The organism is Stenotrophomonas maltophilia complex sp. Om-AH-Sm3 (assembly GCF_059337855.1).
In genome coordinates this window covers 291,506-310,012 of record NZ_JBYBLQ010000003.1, presented here as the reverse complement: position 1 = coordinate 310,012, position 18,507 = coordinate 291,506, and the positions used below count along the sequence as shown (strand labels likewise).

Sequence of the window (18,507 nt, the reverse complement as noted above, 5' to 3'; positions counted from 1 at the left end):
TCAACGACGAGTGATACCCAGCGCCGCGGTCGCGGTGCTGGCGAAGGTCTGGCCAAGGCGCGAGCCGGCGTCGGCCACGGCGGCTACGGCGCGCTCGATGGTCGGGCCGCCGGCGATCGCAGCGATCTTGGCGGCGTAGCGCGGATCGGTGGCGTAACCGGCGCGCTGGAGGCCACGGGCGAAGCCCTGCACGTCGGTGCCGGCCTGCAGGGCCTGCTGGTAGCGCGGGCTGGTCTTCAGCAGGCGCACGTAGTCGGCAAAGCTCTCGGCCGGTGAACTGTAGGCGCGGAAGCTGGCGGTTTCGTTGCGGCGCACGCCATCGACATATTCATGGGTGCCTGCGGTGGCGCGCTGGCCGTTCCAGCCAGTGGCCTTGATGCCGAACAGGTTGTGCGAGGTGCTGCCGTCGGCGTGCTTGATGTGGCGCTTGCCCCAGCCGGTCTCCAGCGCGGCCTGGGCGACCAGGGCGCGGGCATCCACGCCCAGTTCCCTGGCCGCGCTCTGTGCGTGCTGCCAGATACTGGCGACGAAGCCCTCCGGGGTGTGCTCGCCGAGCTGGGCGACGGCGGTGCGCGTGGCCAGGGCATCGGCCGGGCTCACGGCCGTGCCGCGATTGCTGGCCGTCGCCGTCCACTGGTCGCTGTTGGCGGCCCAGTCCTCGCCCTGCAGGCTGCCGATGTACGGATCCTCGGTGCCCAGCGAGCGGTGCAGGCCGCTGCTCTCACGGCCGGCGATCAGGTCCAGTGCCTGCTCCATCGGTGCCAGCGCGGCCTGCGCACCGTGCTGTGCGCCTGCGGCCATCTGCTGCAGCATGCGCACGGCCTGGCTGCCATCTTCCAGGGGCAGCGACGGTGCCGGCCTGGCCGGCGCGTTGAGCTGGTAAGCGCGGCTGGCCTTGGCCGGATCCACGCGGGTATCCAGTGCCGGGCCTTCGGCGGCCTGGCCGGACAGCTGGCGGGTGATCATGCCGGACAGGCCCAGGCCCTTGCCGCGGGTCATCGCCTCGGCAATCTTCTGGTCGTACATGTCGCGGAACATCTTGTTCTCGCCGGGAAACAGCGAGTCGCCGAAGCTGGCATCGCGCATGCTCTTGACCAGCATCTGTGCGAACTGGCCTTCCAGCTGGCGTGCGACCTTGTCGATCTTCGCCGGATCGTTCTGCTGCGCCGGGTGCAGGTCGAATGCGGGATTGATGCGCATGTCAGATCACCTCGAGCTCGGCACTCAGTGCGCCGGCCTGCTTCAGGGCTTCCAGGATCGCGATCAGGTCGCCCGGTGCCGCACCCACGGCGTTCACCGCATGCACGATCTCGTCCAGGTTGGTGCCGCCGCTGAACTTGAACATGCGGCTGCCGTCGTTGGTGGCGGTGATGGTGGATTGAGGGCTGGCCACGGTACGGCCGCCCGACAGCGCATTGGGCTGGCTGACGTTGGTGTTCTCCTGGATCGTCACCGTCAGCGAACCATGCGAAATCGCCGCAGGGCCGACCCGCACCTGCTGGCCGATGACCACGGTGCCGGTGCGCGAATTGACCACCACCTTGGCCGGGGCAGTGCCCGGGGTCAGTTCCAGGTTCTCGATGCGCGCCAGCAGGCCGATGCGTGCGCCCGGATCGGTCGGTGCGGTGACGGCGACGGTCACGCCATCGATCGCGCGTGCCGCACCTTCGCCGAACGCGTTGTTGAGCGCGGCGACCATGCGCGAGACCGTGGTGAAATCATTGTTGTGCAGGTTCAGGGTGATGTCGCCGCCGTTGGCCAGCGGATCGGGCAGGGCACGCTCCACGGTGGCGCCGTTGGGAATACGGCCGACGCTGGGCACGTTCACCGAGACACGGGAACCGTCCTTGCCCTGCGCGCCAAAGCCACCCACGATCAGATTGCCCTGGGCGATGGCATAGATCTGGCCATCGGCGCCGCGCAGCGGGGCCATCAGCAGCGAGCCGCCGCGCAGCGACACCGCGTTGCCGATCGAAGACACCGTGATGTCGATCGGCTGGCCTGGCTTGGCGAACGGCGGCAGTTCGGCGTGGATCGCCACGGCGGCCACGTTCTTCAGCTGCGGGTTGACGTTCGGCGGCACGTTCACGCCCAGCTCGCCGAGCAGGTTCTTCAGGCTCTGCACGGTAAAGGGCGCCTGGCTGGTACGGTCGCCGCTGCCATCCAGGCCGACCACCAGGCCATAGCCCACCAGCGCATTGCCGCGCACGCCGCCGACCTGGGCGAGGTCCTTGATGCGCTCGGCGCTGGCCGGGGCGGCCACGATCAGCAGCATCAGCGACGCAATCAACGCCACGCGTCGCTGCCAGGAAGTAGAGAAGGAGAAGTTCATGGCCATACTCAGAACGGCGTCAGGCCGGAATTGAAGAAGCGGCTCAGCCAGCCCATTGCGTTGGACTGCGCGACCGGGCCGCGGCCGCCGTAGACGATGCGGGCCTCAGCCACGCGGCTGGAAGGAATGGTGTTGTCCTGGCTGATGTCGCCCGGGCGCACGATGCCCTGCACCTGCACCAGTTCATCGCCCTGGTTCAGCCGCAGGTTCTTCTGCCCCTGTACCACCAGGTTGCCGTTGGGCAGGCGCTGGATCACCGTGACCGTGACGCTGCCCTGCAGGCGGTTGCTCTGCGCGCTGTTGCCCTTGCCGGTGAAGTCACGCGCGCCCTTGGCGGTGGCACTGAGGATGTCCTTGCCGCCCAGGGTGACCGGCGCACCGAGGATGGACGGCGTGCCCAGGCTCAGGTTGGATTCCTTGTTGGTGGCCGTGTTGGCGCTGGTCTGCGCGGTGGTGTTTTCCAGCAGGGTGATCGTCAGCAGGTCGCCGACATCGCGCGCGCGGCGGTCCGAATACAGCTGCAGGGTCGGGCCAGCGGCGTAGATCGCACCGGCGGTGGGCGCGGCCTGCGGCGGCATGATCGGCTGGATCGGTGCCATCGCCGGATAGGGGCGCACGTCGCCCGCGATCACGCAGCCACCGAGCAGGGCGACCACGGTGCAGGCGAGGGCAGTACGGGCGAGGTTGGAAATGGGCGACATGGCGGTTTCCCGGTTGGGCCGGTCAGATCTTGTTGTTGAGATAGCCGAGCATCGAGTCGGTGGTGGAGATCGCCTTGGCATTCATTTCGTAGGCGCGCTGGGTTTCGATCATCGACACCAGCTCTTCCACCACATTGACGTTGCTGCCTTCCAGCGCACCCTGCACCACGGTGCCGAGACCGTTCAGGCCGGGATTGCCGTTCTGGGCCGGGCCCGAGGCCGTGGTTTCCAGGAACAGGTTCTCGCCGCGCGCCTGCAGGCCGGCCGGATTGACGAAGTCGGTCAGGGTCAGCGCACCGACTTCCACCGACGCGGCGTTGTCGGCCATCTTTACGCTGATGGTGCCGTCGCTGCCGATGGTGACCGACTGCGCGCCCTCGGGAATCTGGATGCCCGGCTGCACCGGGTAGCCGCTGTTGGTGACCAGTTCGCTGTCCTGGTTGATCTTGAACGAGCCATCACGGGTGTAGGCCGAGCTGCCATCGGGCATCTGCACTTCGAAGAAGCCGCGGCCGTTGACCATCACGTCCAATGCGCGGCCGGTCTGCTGCTGGCCACCCTGCTCGAAGTTCTTGGCGGTGGCGACCACGCGCACGCCGGTACCCAGCTGCAGGCCGGTCGGCAGCTGCGTCTGCGCCGACGAAGAGCCGCCCGGCTGCCGCACCTGCTGGTACAGCAGGTCCTCGAAGCTGGCGCGGTCCTGCTTGAAGCCGGTGGTGTTGGTGTTGGCGAGGTTGTTGGAAACCACCGACATGCGCATCTGCTGCGCATCCAGTCCGGTTTTCGCGATCCACAATGCCTGGTTCATCTTCGGAGTCCTGTCTGGGTGAAGCCGGCCGCGCAATGCGGCCCTTGGTAGCGGGTGTGCAAGCGGTGTGCCAGCGCCGCGCCCGGGCGGCGCCGGAAATCCGTCAGCTGCCCAGGCGGAGCAGGCTGTTGGCGCTGCGCGCGTTGTCGTCGCCGTGCTTGATCACCTGCACCTGCATTTCGTACTGGCGCTGCAGCTGGATCATCTGCACCAGCGCACCGGCGGCATCGACGTTGCTGCCCTCCAGTTGCCCGCTGTGCACGGCGGTGCCCTGTGCCGGTGCGAACGGCTGGCGCGGGTCGGTGTTGCGGAACAGGCCATCCAGGCCGCGCTCGAGGCGCTCGTCCGGCGCCTGCACCACCTTGATCCGGCCGATCTGCGCCATCGTCTGCGGGCCTTCGCCCTGCGGGATGATCGAGATCGTGCCGTCGGCACCGATCTCCATGGCCTGGTAGGGCGGAATGGCGATCGGGTTGTTGTTGTCATCCAGTACCGGACGGCCGCTGGAGGTCACCAGCTGGCCGTTCGGCGTCACCGAAAGGGCTGCGCCACGCGTATACGCTTCGCTGCCATCGCTCGCCTGCACCGCCAGCCAGGTGCCGCTCTGCAGTGCAAGGTCCAGCGGTTTGCCGGTGATGTGCTGCGCGCCGGGCCGGCGGTTGAAGCCGGCGTCGACGTGCAGCGCATCCACCCGCGAGGCAAAGCCCTGACCCTTGATCGGGAAGGCTTCGGTGTTGGCCAGCGCTTCCTTGAAGCCAGGAGTATCCGAGTTGGCGAGGTTGTGGCTGAGCGTTCCCTGCGCCTGCAGGGAGGCGCGGGCACCGGTCATCGCCACGTAAAGGGCTTTATCCATGCGGGGAGTTCCGTGACAGGGTCAGCAGCTCATCAACGGATGTTGATGACGGTCTGGGTGATCTGGTCCTGCGTGGTGATCATCTGCGCGTTGGCCTGGAAGTTGCGCTGCGCGGTGATCATGTTGACCAGCTGCTCGGTGAGATCGACGGTGGACGCTTCCAGCGAGCCGGCCTGGATCTTGCCGAGATTGGAGGTGTCCGGCATGCCGGTGCGCGGCGTGCCCGACTCGAAGGTCTCCACCCACAGGTTGTTGCCCTTCGATTCCAGTCCCTGGGTGTTGTTGAAGGTGGTGAGTGCGACCTGGCCCAGGGGCTTGTCGTCGCCGTTGGAGTAGCGCGCATAGACCACGCCCGACTCGGACACAGTGATCTCGTTGAGCTTGCCGGCGGCATAGCCGTCCTGCTGGGTGTTGCGCAGGGCGAACTTCTCGCCGTACTGGGTCGAACCGCTGATGTCCAGCGTCATGTTCAGCTGGCCAGCGCCCGTGGTCGGGGTGAAGGTGCCGAGGCCAACCTTGCCGTTGGCCGGGGCGGTCAGCTTGCCGCTGTTGTCGAAGGTGACCGCGGTCGGGGTGCCGGCGGGCTGGCCATCGACATAGTTGTGCACGGTCCATTCGTTGGGGTTGGCGCCCTTCACGAAGTACGAGACCTGGATGTGGCTCACGCCCAGCGAGTCGTACACGGTGATGCCGCCGCTGGAGTGGTTGTAGCTGTTGGAGTCGGTCGGGTCGAACGTGGCCACGGTCGGCTGCTTGGCGTTGGCCGGCAGGGTGAAGCCCACCTTCACTTCGCTGGTCTGCTTCGGCGGGCTGTCGGTGGTCAGCAACTGCAGGTCGACCAGGCGGCCGGCGTCGAAGTTGGTGCCATCGGCATTCGGCGCGAACACCTGCAGGCGCGCGCCCTGCGGATTGACCACGTAGCCGGCCGAATCGGTCTGGAAGTTGCCGGCACGCGAGTACACACGCGAACCGTTCATGTTCATGGTGAAGAAGCCCTCACCGGAAATGGCCATGTCCAGGCTGCGCCCGGTCTGCTCGTTGTGGCCCTGGATGAACTGCTGGGCGACGTTGGAGACGCGCACGCCCGAGCCGGTCTGGTTCTTCGACAGGCCGTAGCTGGTGGAGGCGAACAGATCGGCGAACTCGGCGCGCGACTGCTTGAAGCCGGTGGTGTTGACGTTGGCGACGTTGTTGGCGGTGACGCTCAGGTCGGTGTTGGCGGCATTGATGCCGGACAGCGAGACATTGAAGCCCATGGGATGCTCCTGGTTGATGCGGGATGTGCGGCTCAGCTGACGCGGAGCACGTAGTCGATCGGGGCCGTGCCCAGGCCCTTGAGGTTCAGGTACAGGCCGTCGGATCCGACGGTCACGCTTTCCACCGGCGCCTGCACATAGGTGGACAGCTTGGTGCTCTTGCCGGCGGTATCGACATGGTTGGCAACGATGGAATACTTGCCCGGTTCCATGCGCTTGCCGTTGGCGTCCTTGCCGTCCCACTGGAAGGCGGTTTCGCCTGCTGCCTTGGCTTCCACGCTCAGCGAGGTGACCTTGGCGCCGGTGGCATCGGTGATATCCACGGTGATGATGCCGGCCGACGGCGCGGCCACCGTGCCCTCGACGCTGCCTTCCTTCTCCAGCACCAGCTTTTCCGATGGCACCAGCACCTGGTGGCCGACCAGCGCCGCGCCACGCAGCACCTGGTCGCTGGCCATCGATTCCTGGAAGCCCTTCACCGTCTTGTTCAGATCGGTGATGCCCTGCACGGTGGACATCTGCGCCATCTGCGCGACCATCTGCGTGTTGTCCATCGGCTTCAGCGGATCCTGGTGCTGCAGCTGCTCGGTCATCAGGCGCAGGAAGTCGGCCTGGTCGAGCGTGTTCTTCTTTTTCGTGGCGTTGCTGTTGGGGGCGTTCAGGCCCAGCGCGGAATAGACGTCCTGGCTGGTCTGGTTGTTGACGGCGGTGGTCATGGCGGTATCCGGTGCTGCGGGCCTCAGCGGCCCATGGTCAAGGTGGCCAGGGCCAGTTCCTTGGCGGTGGTCAACATCTCCACGCCGGCCTGGTAATTGCGCGAGGTCGAGATCAGGTTGACCATCTGCGCCACCGGATCGACGTCGGGCTGGTAGATGTAGCCATCGGCGTCTGCCAGCGGGTGGCCCGGCTCGTAGCGCTTGATCGGCGCCGCCTCGCTCTGGGTGATCTCCTTCACCTTCACCGAGGTGATGTTGGGATCGTTCTTGCTGGTGACGGCCTGGAAGATCGGCTCCAGCGGCTTGTACACGGCGTCGGCAGACCCGGCCACGGTGTCGGCGTTGGAGAGATTGGAGGCGATGGTGCTCATGCGCACCGACTGCGCCTGCAGCGCGGAGCCGGCGATATCGAAGATCGGCAGGTTGCTCATGGCTTATTGCCCCGTGATCGCGGTCAGCATGGAACGCACCTTGCTCTCGACGAAGCTGAGCGAGGCGCGGTACTCGAGCGCGGCTCGGCCATAGGCGGCACGCTCGGCATCGGGATCGACGGTGTTGCCGTCCAGGCTGGGCTGCACGCCCTCGCGCGCGATCTGGAACGGGTTCAGGCCACTACTGATTTCGTAGTGCTGCTCATGGGTGGTGGCCATCAGGCCGTTGGCATCCTGCCCCTGGGCATGGCGCAGGGCGGCATCGAAGTCCAGGTCCTGGGCCTTGTAGCCGGGCGTGTCGGCATTGCCGAGGTTGCTGGCGATCAGCTTCATCCGCTGTTCGCGCAACGGCATGGCCTGGGCGTGGACGCCCAGGTAGTCGGTAATCAGGTTGCGCACGGTGCACTCCCACGGGAACGTTGCCCGGGAAGCTGCAAGGGGTGTGCCAAATTCGAGAGGGTAGTGCCGGCCACTGGACGGCCCCCCAATGGACCTGCGGCTGCCGGCCAGCGGCCGGCACTACCGGATCAGTGGCCGTCAGGCCGCCATCGCCACCTTGCGCAGGCGGTCCAGCACGAAGTCAGCCAGCTCGTGCGGCGAGTACTTGGCGACGAACGCGTTGGCGCCGACACGCTCGACCATGGCGTTGTTGAAGACACCCGACAGCGAGGTGTGCAGCAGCACGTAGAGGCCGGCCAGGCCCGGATGGCGCCGGATTTCCGTCGTCAGCGTGTACCCGTCCATGGCCGGCATCTCGATGTCGGAGATGACCATGGCATAGCGTTCGGCGGGGTTTTCGCCCGAGGCTTGGATCTGCAAGAGGTGGTCGAGAGCCTGCTTGCCATCGGAAAGCAGGGTGGCACCCACGCCCAACTGATCCAGCACGCTGCGGATCTGCTGGCGGGCCACGCGCGAGTCGTCCACCACCAGCACCTGCAGCTGGGGGCCATCGGCGGGCATTGCCATCGCCGGATCGAGTACGGCGTCACCGCGGACCTGGGCGATATCGGCCAGCACGCTTTCAACGTCGATCACCTGGATCAGCTCACCCTGGAAGCGGGTTACCGCGGTCAGGTAGCTCGACTCGGCGCCAAGCTCCGGCGGCGGGTGGATGTCTTCCACCGCGATGTTGACGATGCGTTCGACGCCGCTGACCAGGAACCCCTGGATCGAGCGGTTGAATTCGGTGACGACCAGGTAACCCGGCGAGGTATCGGCATCGGGCTCACGTTCGGGGTGGCCGATGGCCAGGCCCAGGTCCAGCACCGGCACCGAGCGGCCGCGCACGTCGGCCACGCCGGCGAACTGGCTGGGCAGGCCGGGTACCTGGAACAGCTCCGGGCGCCGCAGGACTTCCTGCACCTTGAAGACATTGACGCCAAAAAGCTGACGTCCGCCGAGACGGAACAGCAGCAGCGCCAGGCGGTTGTGGCCGGCCAGGCGGGTCCGCTGGTCGATCCGGTTGAGCAGGTCATGGGACATGGCTGCTGTATCGGCGCGTTGGGCGCCAAACTTGAGGGCGCTCTGCCACCTGTGCGCTCCACACTGCGTTTGTAGAGTCGACTGTCAGTCGACTGCTCTTCGATCCGATCACGGGAAACCCCGCGCTTCGCGCGAAAGTCGACTGGCAGTCGACTCTACCCATCCGGTCGCATCCCCAACCCGGATCCGATCAACGGGCCCCGGCGCTCTGGCACACCCCTTGCACGCACCTGGGCCAGCTCTTGCCGATTGAAGGAGGCGCCATGTGCCGGGTCACATCTCTATTCGCCATCGCGCTGGCCGTGGCCTCGCCGTGGGCGGCTGCCGCCGACTGGCAGCCGGTGGCAAGCATCCGCGCGGCGGCCTTGTCGACGCTGCCGGCGGGCAGCGAGGGCGAGGCCCAGGTGGCCGATGCGCTGCGCCTGCCGAAGTGCGGGGGGGCGTTACAGGTGCAGCCCACCGCCAACACCACGGTGGAAGTCAGCTGTCCGGATGCGGGCGGCTGGCGCCTGTTCGTGCCGGTAAAGGTGCGGCGCAACCAGACCGTACTGGTGCTCAACCGTGGAATCGGTACTGGAGAAACCCTCACTGCCGCCGATATCACCACTGCCCAGCGTGACGCTGCCCGGATTGCCGGCGTGGTGCTGTCCGATCCCAATGCAGCGATCGGCCGCGTCGCCCGCCGTCCGTTGCAGGCCGGAGCCCTGCTGTCGAACAACGATCTGGTGGTGCAGCGTCTCATCAAGCGAGGAGACAATGTGGCCCTGGTGTCGCGTCGCGGCTCGGTCGAGGTCCGCATTGCCGGCCGTGCGATGGGTGATGCCGGTGAGAACGAACGGGTCTCGGTCGAGAACCTGTCCTCGCGGCGGATCGTGCAAGGCACGGTCGATGCCGCAGGTGACGTAATCGTGGCGCGTTGAATTACCGCAAAATATCCCTAAAGATCACGGCCCTGCGGCCGTTATCCCTTGTGAACGGCAACTCCAGGACACCCCATGAGCCAGAAAATCGACGGCAACCTGCAGGTCCCCCAGGCACTGCGCAGCGTGACGACCCCGGCCAACAAGCCCGGTGTCAGCACCGATGCGGCGGCGCGCCCGGTCGAGGCGGCCGACAGCCTGCGCCTGACCGGCGAGGCCACCAATCTGCAGGCCATCGAGCGCGAGCTGACCACCGCCCCGGCGATCGACGCCCAGCGCGTGGCCGCCGTGCGCGAATCGCTGCAGAACGGCACCTACAAGATCAATCCGGACGCGATCGCATCGCGCATGCTCGATCTGGACCAGCAGCTGCACGGATGACTGCGGCGATGAGCGAGCCGCTGCAGCGTCTCGCCCAGGCCCTGGACGTTGAACGCCAGGCCCTGGTCGAGCACGACGTGCACGCCCTGATCCGGGCTACCGGCGCCAAGCTGGAAGCGTTGCGTGCGCTGGAAGGCGCGCCACCGGTGGGCGAGGGCGAACAGCTGCAGGAACTGGCCGAGCGCAACCGGGCCAACGGCGTGCTGCTGTCGCGCCGCCGCCGCGAGGTGAACTGGGCGCTGCGCCAGCTCGGCCGCACCGAAGACGCCTCGGCCTACGATGCCAAGGGCCAGTCGCACACGGTCAGCATCGGCCGGCCCCTCGCCGTCGCCTGAGGCGACGGCGGTCGCATAACCCCTCCCGGCGGGCTGAAGCCCGCTGCATGACCGCGTATATTGGGCGCCTGTTCGAACGTCCCGAGTCGCCGTGTCCGCTGCCAACGCCCTGGTTACCGCCCCCCTTCCGCCGCAGCCGGTGCTGCAGGCCCTGCTTGAGCGCCTGCGCGAAGGCCTGCTGCTGTTCACCGATGACGGGCGGGTGGCCCTGGCCAATCCGGCCGCACAGAACCTGCTGGCCAGTGGCGAGGACGGCGGGTTGCCGCCGCCGCAGCGCCTGCGCGAACTGCTGCCGCCCGATGCGCTGGAACAGGCTCGCCAGCATGGTCACTGGAATGGCAGCCTGCCGCTGGGCGAGGGCGTGGTCATCGCCCATCTGTACCACCATGGTCCGGTCGGCCAGGGGCATTTCCTCGCCCTGTTCCGCCACATCGAAGGGCAGGAAGACTACGAACGCGAGCTGCAGCAGCGCCATGCGGAACTGCGCCAGGCCTACCTGCGCCTCAATGGCACCCAGGAAAAGCTGCTGCAGTCGGAGAAGATGGCGTCGATCGGCCAGCTGGCCGCCGGCGTCGCGCACGAGATCAACAACCCGATCGGTTACGTGCACTCCAACCTGGGCAGCCTGCAGGAATACCTGCGCAGCCTGTTCACCGTGATCGAAGCCTACGAGCGCGCCCTGCGCGCGCCGGACCCGAAAGCGCTGATTCCGGAAATCGATGATATCCGTGACCGTCTGGATATCGATTTCATCAGCCGCGACCTGCCGCAGCTGATGGCGGAATCGCGCGAAGGCATCGAGCGGGTCACCCGCATCGTGCGCGACCTGAAGGATTTCTCGTATTCCGGCCGCGACGAGTCGTGGAAGCTGGTCGACCTGCACGCGGGCCTGGAATCGACCATCAACATCATCTGGAACGAACTCAAGTACAAGGTCACCCTGGTGCGCGAGTTCGGCCAGTTGCCCTTGGTGGAGTGCCTGCCATCGGAGTTGAACCAGGTCTACATGAACCTGCTGCTCAACGCCGGCCATGCCATCGCCGAGCGCGGCACGATCACGGTGCGTACCGGCGTTGATGGCGATCACGTTTGGGTCGAGTTCGAAGATACCGGCGGTGGCATCTCGCCGGAACTGCGCCAGCGCATCTTCGATCCGTTCTTCACCACCAAGCCGGTTGGCAGTGGCACCGGCCTGGGCCTGTCGATCTCCTACAGCATCATCAACAAGCACCACGGCCGCATCGACCTGGACAGCACGCCCGGCGTGGGCTCGCGCTTCCGCGTGGTGCTGCCGGTCAAGCAGCCGCGCTGACCGCTCCTGGCAGTGCCGGCCGCTGGCCGGCAACCTCATTGAACCCGATTTCCAGAGCAGCCGGCCAGCGGCCGGCTCTACCAGAGCGGATGGTTACCGCAATGGGCGATCCTCGCCGCCATCTCCGCTCTCCACCGGCGCCGGGCCGGCATTGCTGCGGCGCTGTTCCTCGTACGTGCGGAACGCCTGGTGGATGTGCTTGCGCAGCTCGTCGTCGTTCCACGGCTTGGTCAGGAAGCGATAGATCGCGCCGCGGTTGATTGCATCGGTCACCGTGTTCAGATCGGTATAGCCCGACAGCACCAGGCGGATCGTATCCGGGTACAGCATCTTCACCCGGCCGAGGAACTCGGTGCCGCTCATGTCGCTCATTCGCTGGTCGGACAGGATCACCTGCACATCGTTGATCGCCAGCAGGTCGAACGCATCGCGCACGTTGCCGGCGGCCAGGATGCGGTAGCCGTCGCGGCGGAACAGGCGCACCAGTGAGCGCAGCACGTTTTCCTCATCATCCAGCAGCAGCAGCGTCCGGTCCGGACGTGTCTCAGCGAAGGCTTCCGGGCGCAGGTAGCGGCGGCGCAGGGTCATGCCGGCGGCATCGGCCGACATCGGTTCGCCGAACAGGTAGCCCTGGAACACGTCGCAGTCGTTGCGGCGCAGGAAGCCCAGCTGCGCCTGCGATTCCACGCCGTTGGCAATCACGGTCATGCCCAGCTGGTGGCCCATGGCGATGATCGCGCGGGCGATGGCCGCTTCACGATTGCCGGCCGGCGCGCTCTTGATGAAACTGCGGTCGATCTTCAGCTTGTCCACCGGGTAGCGCACCAGCGCGCTGAGGCTGGAGTCGCCGGTACCGAAGTTGTCCAGGCTCAGGCTGATGCCTTCGTTGCGCAGGTTGGCCAGCGTTTCGTGGACGAAATTGACGTTGTTGGTCAGCGCACTCTCGTTGATCTCCAGCGTCAGCATGTGCGCCGGTACGCCCGCCGCCTGCAGCAGTGACATCACTTCGGCGAAGAAGTTCGGCCGCAGCAGCTGCAGGGTGGACACGTTCACTGCGATGGTGAAGTCATCGAAGCCCTGGTCGCGCCACAGCCGCGCCTGCTTCAAGGCGCCTTCCAGCACCCAGGTGCCGATCTGCACGATGATCCCCAGGCGTTCGGCGGTGCGCATGAAGCGCTCCGGCACCAGCATGCCCAAGGTCGGCGACTGCCAACGCAGCAGCGCTTCCATGCCCACCACGTGGCCGTCGCGCGCGCTTACCAGTGGCTGGTAGCGCAGCTTCAGCTCGCCATTGGGAATGGCATCGACGATCTGGCGCGCGATGATGCTCTCGCTGTGCGCGCTTGGCGGGGTGTCCACCGCATGGATGCGCACGGCATTGCCGCCTTCGCGGGCGGCCTGGTACAGCGCATCCTCAGCATGGTCGAGCAGGCGCGAGGTGCTGCTGGCATGTTCCGGGCACAGGCTCACGCCCAGCTTGCCGGTCATGAACAACGTGTACGGCAGCACCGACAGTGGCAGCTCCATCTGTTGGCGGATCTCCTCGGCGAAATCCTCCGGCAACGGCAGATCGGCGGTGCGCGGCACCGCGATCAGGAACTCGTCGCTGCCATGTCGCCACAACTTGCCGCGCCCGCGCAGGTAGGACTGCAGGCGCTGTGCCACCAGCACCAGCGCCTGGTCGCCCACTTCGGCACTCATGTTTTCATTGACCGATGCGAAATGGTCGATGTCCACGTGCATCAGCATCAGTGCGATGCCGCCTGAGGCTGCCTCGGCAACCATTGCCTGCAGCTCGGGGTTGCCGGCGCCAAGGCGGTCGGGAGCGTCATCGATGCTGACCGGGGGCAGGTTGGGATTCCACATGGTTCAGTATTCCGGTGAATCGACGGCAGCCCTGCTGGCCGCCTGGTAGGGGAGGTGGACATCGACCAGGGTGCCTTCGCCATGCGCGGATTCAATCCGCACGTGGCCACCGACGCTCTGTGCGCGCTCGCGCATCACGATGAGGCCCAGGCCGCGCGGGCCGTCCGGATCGAAGCCTTCGCCGTCATCGCGGATCTGCAGGTGCAGGCCGCGCTGGCCGACATCGCGCAGCTGCAGCAGGACCTGGCTGGCGCGCGCATGGCGCAGCGCATTGGTCAGGCTTTCCTGTGCGATGCGGAAGCAGGCCTGTTCGATGCTGTTGTCGGGGCGATGCGGCAACGGCTCGATCTCGGCCAGCAGCTCCACTGGCGAGGAGCGGAACAGAACCCGCGCCTGCCAGCTGAGCGCTGCCTCCAGGCCCAGTGCATCCAGCTGCGGGGGGCGCAGCAGGGTGGAGATGTCGCGCAGTTTGGCCACGGTGGTGTCGGCCAGGCTGACGATCTGCGCCAGATCCTGCCCACGCCGCTGCGGATCGTCCTCTTCCAGCGCGGCGTGCGCCGACAGCTTGATCGCGGTAATGGCCTGGCCGATGTCATCGTGCAGGTCGCGCGAAATCGCACGACGTTCGTCCTCCTGCAGCGAGAACAGCCGCCCGGCCATCGCCTGCAGTTCGCGGTTGCTGGTTTCCAGCGCGCTGCGGATGCGCTCGGAATCACTGAGGTCGCGCACGATCAGCAGCTTGCAGTCGCGGCCACCGTAGCGCACGTCGCCCACCGCCAGGCCGGCATGGAAGCTGCGGCCGTCGCCGCGCTGCATGGCCACCACGCTGCTGTGGCCCGGTCCCAGGTGCGGCTGGCCGGCACGCAGCTGGCTGCGCACCCGCGGCAGGTCTGCGGCAGCGACCAGCGCCGACAAGGGCTCGCCCAGCAGGGTATGGCTGCCGTAGCCGAACAGGCCGGCGGCCCAGGCGTTGGCGTACAACACATGTTCGTCGGAGAGGATCACCACGCCGTCGGGCAGTACCCGCACCAGCTCGCGGAACTGCTCCTCGCGCTCGCGCAGCAGTCGCCGCGACTGCTCGCGTTCGGTCACGTCCTGCAGCGTGCCCAGCACGCGGTTGCGGCCAGCCTCATCGAGACCACTGGCGGCGCGCAGGTGCACCATCAGCGCGCGCCCGTCCATCGACAGCAGCGGCAGCAGCACGTCCACCTGTACCGGCTCGCCGGAGCACAGCTCGGCCAGCAGCTGCTCGGTCTGGGTGGCGGTGGCCGGGTCGGCCGGCACCAGCAGTTCGTCGAAGCGGTGCCAGCGGCGGGCTTCGGGCGGGCGGCGGCCGAGCAGGCGATAGACCTGGTTGGAATAGCGGCCCAGGCCGGTGGACGGGTCCAGCTCCCAGGCGCCGATGCGGGCCAGTTCGTGGGCTTCTTCCACCCGTGCCAGCGCCTGGTCGCGACGCAGCTGGGCCAGGTCCTCGGCAGTGCGATCGATGGCGATCAGCAGGCGCGCATTGTGACCGTCGTAACTGATCGCGTTGGAGCGCAGTTCCATCTGCCGCAACGAGCCGTCACGCAGCTGCAGCTGCGCGCGCAGGATGCACAGCTCGTCGGGCGCCTCGCGGATCGCCTCCAGCTTGGCCTGCAGCGCCTGGCCCTGGCCGGGTGGCCACAAGGCGTCGATGGTCTGTTCCAGCAGCTCATCGCGCTCCCAGCCGAAAGCGGTGCAGGCGGCTGGGTTGGCGTCGAGGATCGCCAATGTGTCCAGGTCATAGACGAGGATCGGGCCGGGGTTGCCCTCGAACATCTGCCGCAGGCGCAGCTCCGAGGCCTGCTGGCGGGCGTGGGTATGCAGCACGTGCTCGGCCAGCGGGCGCAGCAGCAGGTACAGCAGGCCCGCGCTGGCCAGGGCGAAGAACGAGCCCTTCAGGCCCTGCCACAGGGCCGCCTGCTGCGGATCGGGCACCAGCGCCTGCACCACGCTGTCGGTGGAGATCATCCAGGCCAGCGCCATCACCAGGTAGCTCAACACCACCCGCCGCCGGTCACGGCTCAGTGCCTGCGCCATCCGCGGGTCGGGAACTGGGGCGTTGCCGGTCGGTTCTGCGGGCATGGACGGGGTGGGTGAAAGGGGCGCCGGTCATCTTACCCCGCAGCGTGCCGTCACCACTCAATTATCCGCCGCAGGCGCCGTTAACCACTGCGTGCCCCGCTGACGGGCGAGTCATCCGGAGCAAGATCGCGTGGACCAAGGGATCATCGCCAGCCTGCTGCAGCACCCGCTTGCGTCGGCGCTGGTCATCGTCGACCGTACCGGGCGCCCGCTGGCGGCCAATCCGGCCGCGCGCGAGCATGGCCTGCCGGCCACCGTGGCTGCCTATGCGCCAATGCTGGAAGATCTACGCCTGATGGCCGCTGATGGCGGCATCGTGCCCTGCACGCTGCCAGGCGGCCCGCGCGGCCACTACGACGGCCACCTGCGCGCCGTGCATGACGGTGCCGGCAACCTGCTGGCGTTCACCCTGAGCATTCCCGAGCCGGTGCCGGTCGACGGGGGCGGGCGCTGGGAACTTGCACTGGACAGCGCCGGCCACAGCCTGTGGGACTGGGACATCCCCAGTGACCGGGTGGCGCGCACGCCGGCGCTGGGCGACGAAACGGCCACTGAACTGCTGTCGCGCGTGCACTGCGAGGACATTGACCAGGTGCGCGCCGCGCTCGACGAGCACCTGCGCGGGGGCAGCGAGCAGTACAGTGCACAGTTCCGCTTCCGCCAGGCCGATGGCCAGTGGCGTTGGGTGCTGGATCGCGGGCGCGTGGTCGCGCGCACCGCCGATGGCCAGCCGCTGCGCATGGTCGGCACGCATACCGATATCGAGCAGCAGAAGCAGCTCGAATCGCTGCTGCAGGAACAGCAGCTGCACCTGAGCGAGGCCCAGCGCATCGCCAGCATGGGCAGCTGGTCGTTCGACCCCAACAGCGGGCACTTCTGGTGGTCGCCGGAACTGCGCTCGCTGCTGGCGCTGGAGCACGGCGCCGTGCCCGGCCAGCGGCGCTGGCTGAAGCAGCTGCATCCGCGCTCGCGTGGCGCGTTGCGTGCGGCATGGCGGCGGCTGTGGCGCGATGGTCGTGCCGCCAATCTCGAGCTGGAGCTGACCCGTGGCCATGAGCCATCACAGCACCTGCGGCTGTGGATGCAGCCGCTGCTGGACATGGACGGGCAGCCCAAGCGCCTGCTCGGCCAGGTGCAGAACATCACCGAACAGCACCAGACCGACGCGTTGATTCGCTGGCGCACCGAACTGCTGAACCGGGTTTCCGCGCTGGGCCGCATCGGCGGCTGCGAGATCGAGGTGCAGACCCGGAGCATGCAATGGACCGAGGAATGCTATCGCATCCACGGCCTGCGCAAGGAACCGATCACCCTCGATCAGGCGATGGCGCTGTATACCGAAGACTCGCGCGATGCGTTCGAGGCGGCGCTGGCCCGCATCGCCAACGGCGGCCTGCCCGAGCAGCTGGACCTGTGCTTCTACCGCCAGTCAGGCCTGCGTGTCTGGGTGCAGGTGCTGATCGAGCTGGATCGTCGTGACGGACTGCCGCCGCGCTTCGTGGTGCTGTTCCGTGATATCACCCGCGAGCGCGAGGCCAACGAGCGCATCGAACTGCTGGCCCACTACGACCTGCTGACCGGCCTGCCCAATCGCGTGCTGCTCGGTGAACAGACCGCCGAGGCCATCGAGGAGGCGCGTGATCGCGGCACCTCGTTGGCGATGCTGTTCATCGACCTGGACGGCTTCAAGACCATCAACGACAGCTTCGGCCACGCCACGGGTGATGCGCTGCTGAAGGCTGCCGCGACCCGCCTGCACCAGAACCTGCGCAACAACGACCTGTTCGGCCGCTTCAGTGGCGACGAGTTCATTGTGGTGCTGCGCGACCTGGCCGAGCCGGAAGACGCCGGCCACGTGGCGCGCAAGTTGATCGCCTCGCTGGCCGAGCCGCTGCGCCGTGGCGAGACCACGTTGAAGGTCGGCGCCAGCGTCGGCATCGCGATGCTGGGCGATGCGCAGACCGATTTCGATTCACTGCTGCGCGCTGCCGACGCCGCGATGTACGCGGCCAAGGAAGCCGGACGCAACACCTACCAGTACTACAGCCAGGATGCCCTGGCCCGCATCCAGCGCAGGCTGGAGCTTGAGCACGCGCTGCACGGTGCGATCGAGCGCGAGGAGTTCAGCCTGGCCTATCAGCCGCTGCTGCATGCCCACCAGGGCGAGCCGCCGGCAATCGAAGCACTGCTGCGCTGGCATCGCCCCGGCATCGGCTATTGCAGCCCGGCCGAGTTCATTCCCATCGCCGAGAAATGCGGCGAGATCGTGCGCATCGGCGACTGGGTACTGAACGAAGCCTGCCGCCAGGCAACCGCCTGGGACCGGGCAGGACTGCATTTCGACCGCATCGCGGTCAACGTGTCGGCGGTGCAGCTGCGCGACCGTGGCTTCGCCGAACGTGTGATCGAGATCTGCCATGCCCACGGCTGGCCGCCGCAGCGGCTGGAGCTGGAGCTGACCGAATCGGCGCTGATCCGTGACACCGACATCCTGCGCCACTGCTTCGACGTGCTCGAACGGCACGGCGTGCCGCTGGCGGTGGACGACTTCGGTACCGGCTTCTCCAACCTCAATTATCTCAATCGCTTCCCGGTCGGGCGGCTGAAGATCGACCGTAGTTTCGTGCAGGGCATGCTGCACGATTCGGGCACGGCCGAAGTGACCCAGGCCATCGTGCACCTGGGCCACGCGCTGGGCATGAAGGTGGTGGCCGAGGGCGTGGAGACGCACCAGGAAGAAGACATGCTGCGCCGCCAGGGCTGCGACGAGATCCAGGGTTACCTGTACTCGCGCCCGCTCAGCCCGCGCGACCTGGCGCAGTGGCTGCGTCAGCAGCGTCCGTTACCGATGCGCACCGACGCCAGCAGCGAAGCGGTGCTGGTGCGCTGACCACCCGACGCTGGTAGGTGCCGACCGTTGGTCGGCACGGATGCATGTACCTCGCGATCATCCACGCATGGCGTGGTTCTACTTGCAGCACCTGCAGTGGCGAGTGCCGGAGCCTGCC

17 protein-coding genes are annotated in these 18,507 nt (G+C 67.2%); 5 read left to right on the top strand and 12 right to left on the bottom strand.

Features of this window, described 5'->3' with window-relative positions; translation table 11 throughout:
• The 10 genes from flgJ to AC10QF_RS05980 form a co-directional block, all read right to left on the bottom strand.
• Complete coding sequence (gene flgJ / locus AC10QF_RS06025; protein ID WP_100478063.1) at nucleotides 1-1,200, bottom strand: flagellar assembly peptidoglycan hydrolase FlgJ; 1,200 nt, start codon at nucleotides 1,198-1,200, stop codon at nucleotides 1-3.
• 1 nt (nucleotide 1,201) lies between these two features.
• Entirely contained in the window at nucleotides 1,202-2,332 is a 1,131-nt protein-coding gene (locus AC10QF_RS06020; RefSeq protein WP_494541926.1) for a flagellar basal body P-ring protein FlgI, read from the bottom strand.
• A gap of 8 nt (nucleotides 2,333-2,340) precedes the next feature.
• Nucleotides 2,341-3,033 carry a flagellar basal body L-ring protein FlgH gene (flgH, locus tag AC10QF_RS06015; RefSeq protein WP_005416456.1) on the bottom strand — a complete coding sequence of 231 codons (693 nt, stop codon included), beginning with the start codon at nucleotides 3,031-3,033 and terminating at the stop codon, nucleotides 2,341-2,343.
• A gap of 22 nt (nucleotides 3,034-3,055) precedes the next feature.
• Nucleotides 3,056-3,841 (bottom strand): flagellar basal-body rod protein FlgG, encoded by a 786-nt coding sequence (gene flgG, locus AC10QF_RS06010; RefSeq protein WP_005416457.1) that lies wholly within the window; start codon nucleotides 3,839-3,841, stop codon nucleotides 3,056-3,058.
• A gap of 103 nt (nucleotides 3,842-3,944) precedes the next feature.
• Complete coding sequence (locus tag AC10QF_RS06005; RefSeq protein ID WP_494541925.1) at nucleotides 3,945-4,694, bottom strand: flagellar basal body rod protein FlgF; 750 nt, start codon at nucleotides 4,692-4,694, stop codon at nucleotides 3,945-3,947.
• Nucleotides 4,695-4,726: 32 nt separating this feature from the next.
• Nucleotides 4,727-5,950, bottom strand: coding sequence for a flagellar hook protein FlgE (gene flgE / locus AC10QF_RS06000; RefSeq protein ID WP_005416459.1), 1,224 nt, complete (start codon nucleotides 5,948-5,950; stop codon nucleotides 4,727-4,729).
• Between the two features lie 32 nt (nucleotides 5,951-5,982).
• Entirely contained in the window at nucleotides 5,983-6,666 is a 684-nt protein-coding gene (locus tag AC10QF_RS05995; RefSeq protein ID WP_005416460.1) for a flagellar hook assembly protein FlgD, read from the bottom strand.
• 23 nt (nucleotides 6,667-6,689) lie between these two features.
• Nucleotides 6,690-7,097 carry a flagellar basal body rod protein FlgC gene (gene flgC / locus AC10QF_RS05990; protein ID WP_005416461.1) on the bottom strand — a complete coding sequence of 136 codons (408 nt, stop codon included), beginning with the start codon at nucleotides 7,095-7,097 and terminating at the stop codon, nucleotides 6,690-6,692.
• A gap of 3 nt (nucleotides 7,098-7,100) precedes the next feature.
• A complete protein-coding gene (flgB, locus tag AC10QF_RS05985) occupies nucleotides 7,101-7,496 on the bottom strand; it encodes a flagellar basal body rod protein FlgB (RefSeq protein ID WP_005409576.1) in 396 nt (131 codons plus the stop codon).
• A 138-nt stretch (nucleotides 7,497-7,634) separates the two neighbouring features.
• Nucleotides 7,635-8,579 (bottom strand): chemotaxis protein, encoded by a 945-nt coding sequence (locus AC10QF_RS05980; protein ID WP_005416462.1) that lies wholly within the window; start codon nucleotides 8,577-8,579, stop codon nucleotides 7,635-7,637.
• A 263-nt stretch (nucleotides 8,580-8,842) separates the two neighbouring features.
• Between AC10QF_RS05980 and flgA the strand changes: the two genes are divergently transcribed.
• The 4 genes from flgA to AC10QF_RS05960 all read left to right on the top strand — a co-directional run bounded on the left by flgA (nucleotide 8,843) and on the right by AC10QF_RS05960 (nucleotide 11,527).
• Nucleotides 8,843-9,499 (top strand): flagellar basal body P-ring formation chaperone FlgA, encoded by a 657-nt coding sequence (flgA, locus tag AC10QF_RS05975; RefSeq protein ID WP_111178530.1) that lies wholly within the window; start codon nucleotides 8,843-8,845, stop codon nucleotides 9,497-9,499.
• A gap of 75 nt (nucleotides 9,500-9,574) precedes the next feature.
• Nucleotides 9,575-9,880, top strand: coding sequence for a flagellar biosynthesis anti-sigma factor FlgM (gene flgM / locus AC10QF_RS05970; protein WP_005409579.1), 306 nt, complete (start codon nucleotides 9,575-9,577; stop codon nucleotides 9,878-9,880).
• Entirely contained in the window at nucleotides 9,877-10,215 is a 339-nt protein-coding gene (locus tag AC10QF_RS05965; RefSeq protein WP_014037132.1) for a FlgN family protein, read from the top strand. The genes flgM and AC10QF_RS05965 overlap by 4 nt, the downstream gene beginning before the upstream one ends.
• Before the next feature lie 91 nt (nucleotides 10,216-10,306).
• On the top strand, nucleotides 10,307-11,527 hold the full coding sequence (locus AC10QF_RS05960; RefSeq protein ID WP_053496680.1) for an ATP-binding protein: 1,221 nt from the start codon (nucleotides 10,307-10,309) through the stop codon (nucleotides 11,525-11,527).
• A 93-nt stretch (nucleotides 11,528-11,620) separates the two neighbouring features.
• On the opposite strand, the gene AC10QF_RS05955 is transcribed toward AC10QF_RS05960, so the two are convergent.
• Together AC10QF_RS05955 and AC10QF_RS05950 are read right to left on the bottom strand one after the other, a co-directional pair.
• Entirely contained in the window at nucleotides 11,621-13,393 is a 1,773-nt protein-coding gene (locus tag AC10QF_RS05955; protein ID WP_005416466.1) for an EAL domain-containing protein, read from the bottom strand.
• A 3-nt stretch (nucleotides 13,394-13,396) separates the two neighbouring features.
• Nucleotides 13,397-15,499 (bottom strand): PAS domain-containing sensor histidine kinase, encoded by a 2,103-nt coding sequence (locus AC10QF_RS05950; protein ID WP_494541924.1) that lies wholly within the window; start codon nucleotides 15,497-15,499, stop codon nucleotides 13,397-13,399.
• A 130-nt stretch (nucleotides 15,500-15,629) separates the two neighbouring features.
• Between AC10QF_RS05950 and AC10QF_RS05945 the strand changes: the two genes are divergently transcribed.
• The gene (locus AC10QF_RS05945) at nucleotides 15,630-18,389 is read left to right on the top strand and encodes a bifunctional diguanylate cyclase/phosphodiesterase (RefSeq protein WP_494541923.1); all 2,760 of its coding nucleotides are present in this window, start codon (nucleotides 15,630-15,632) and stop codon (nucleotides 18,387-18,389) included.
• Nucleotides 18,390-18,507 lie beyond the last annotated feature (118 nt).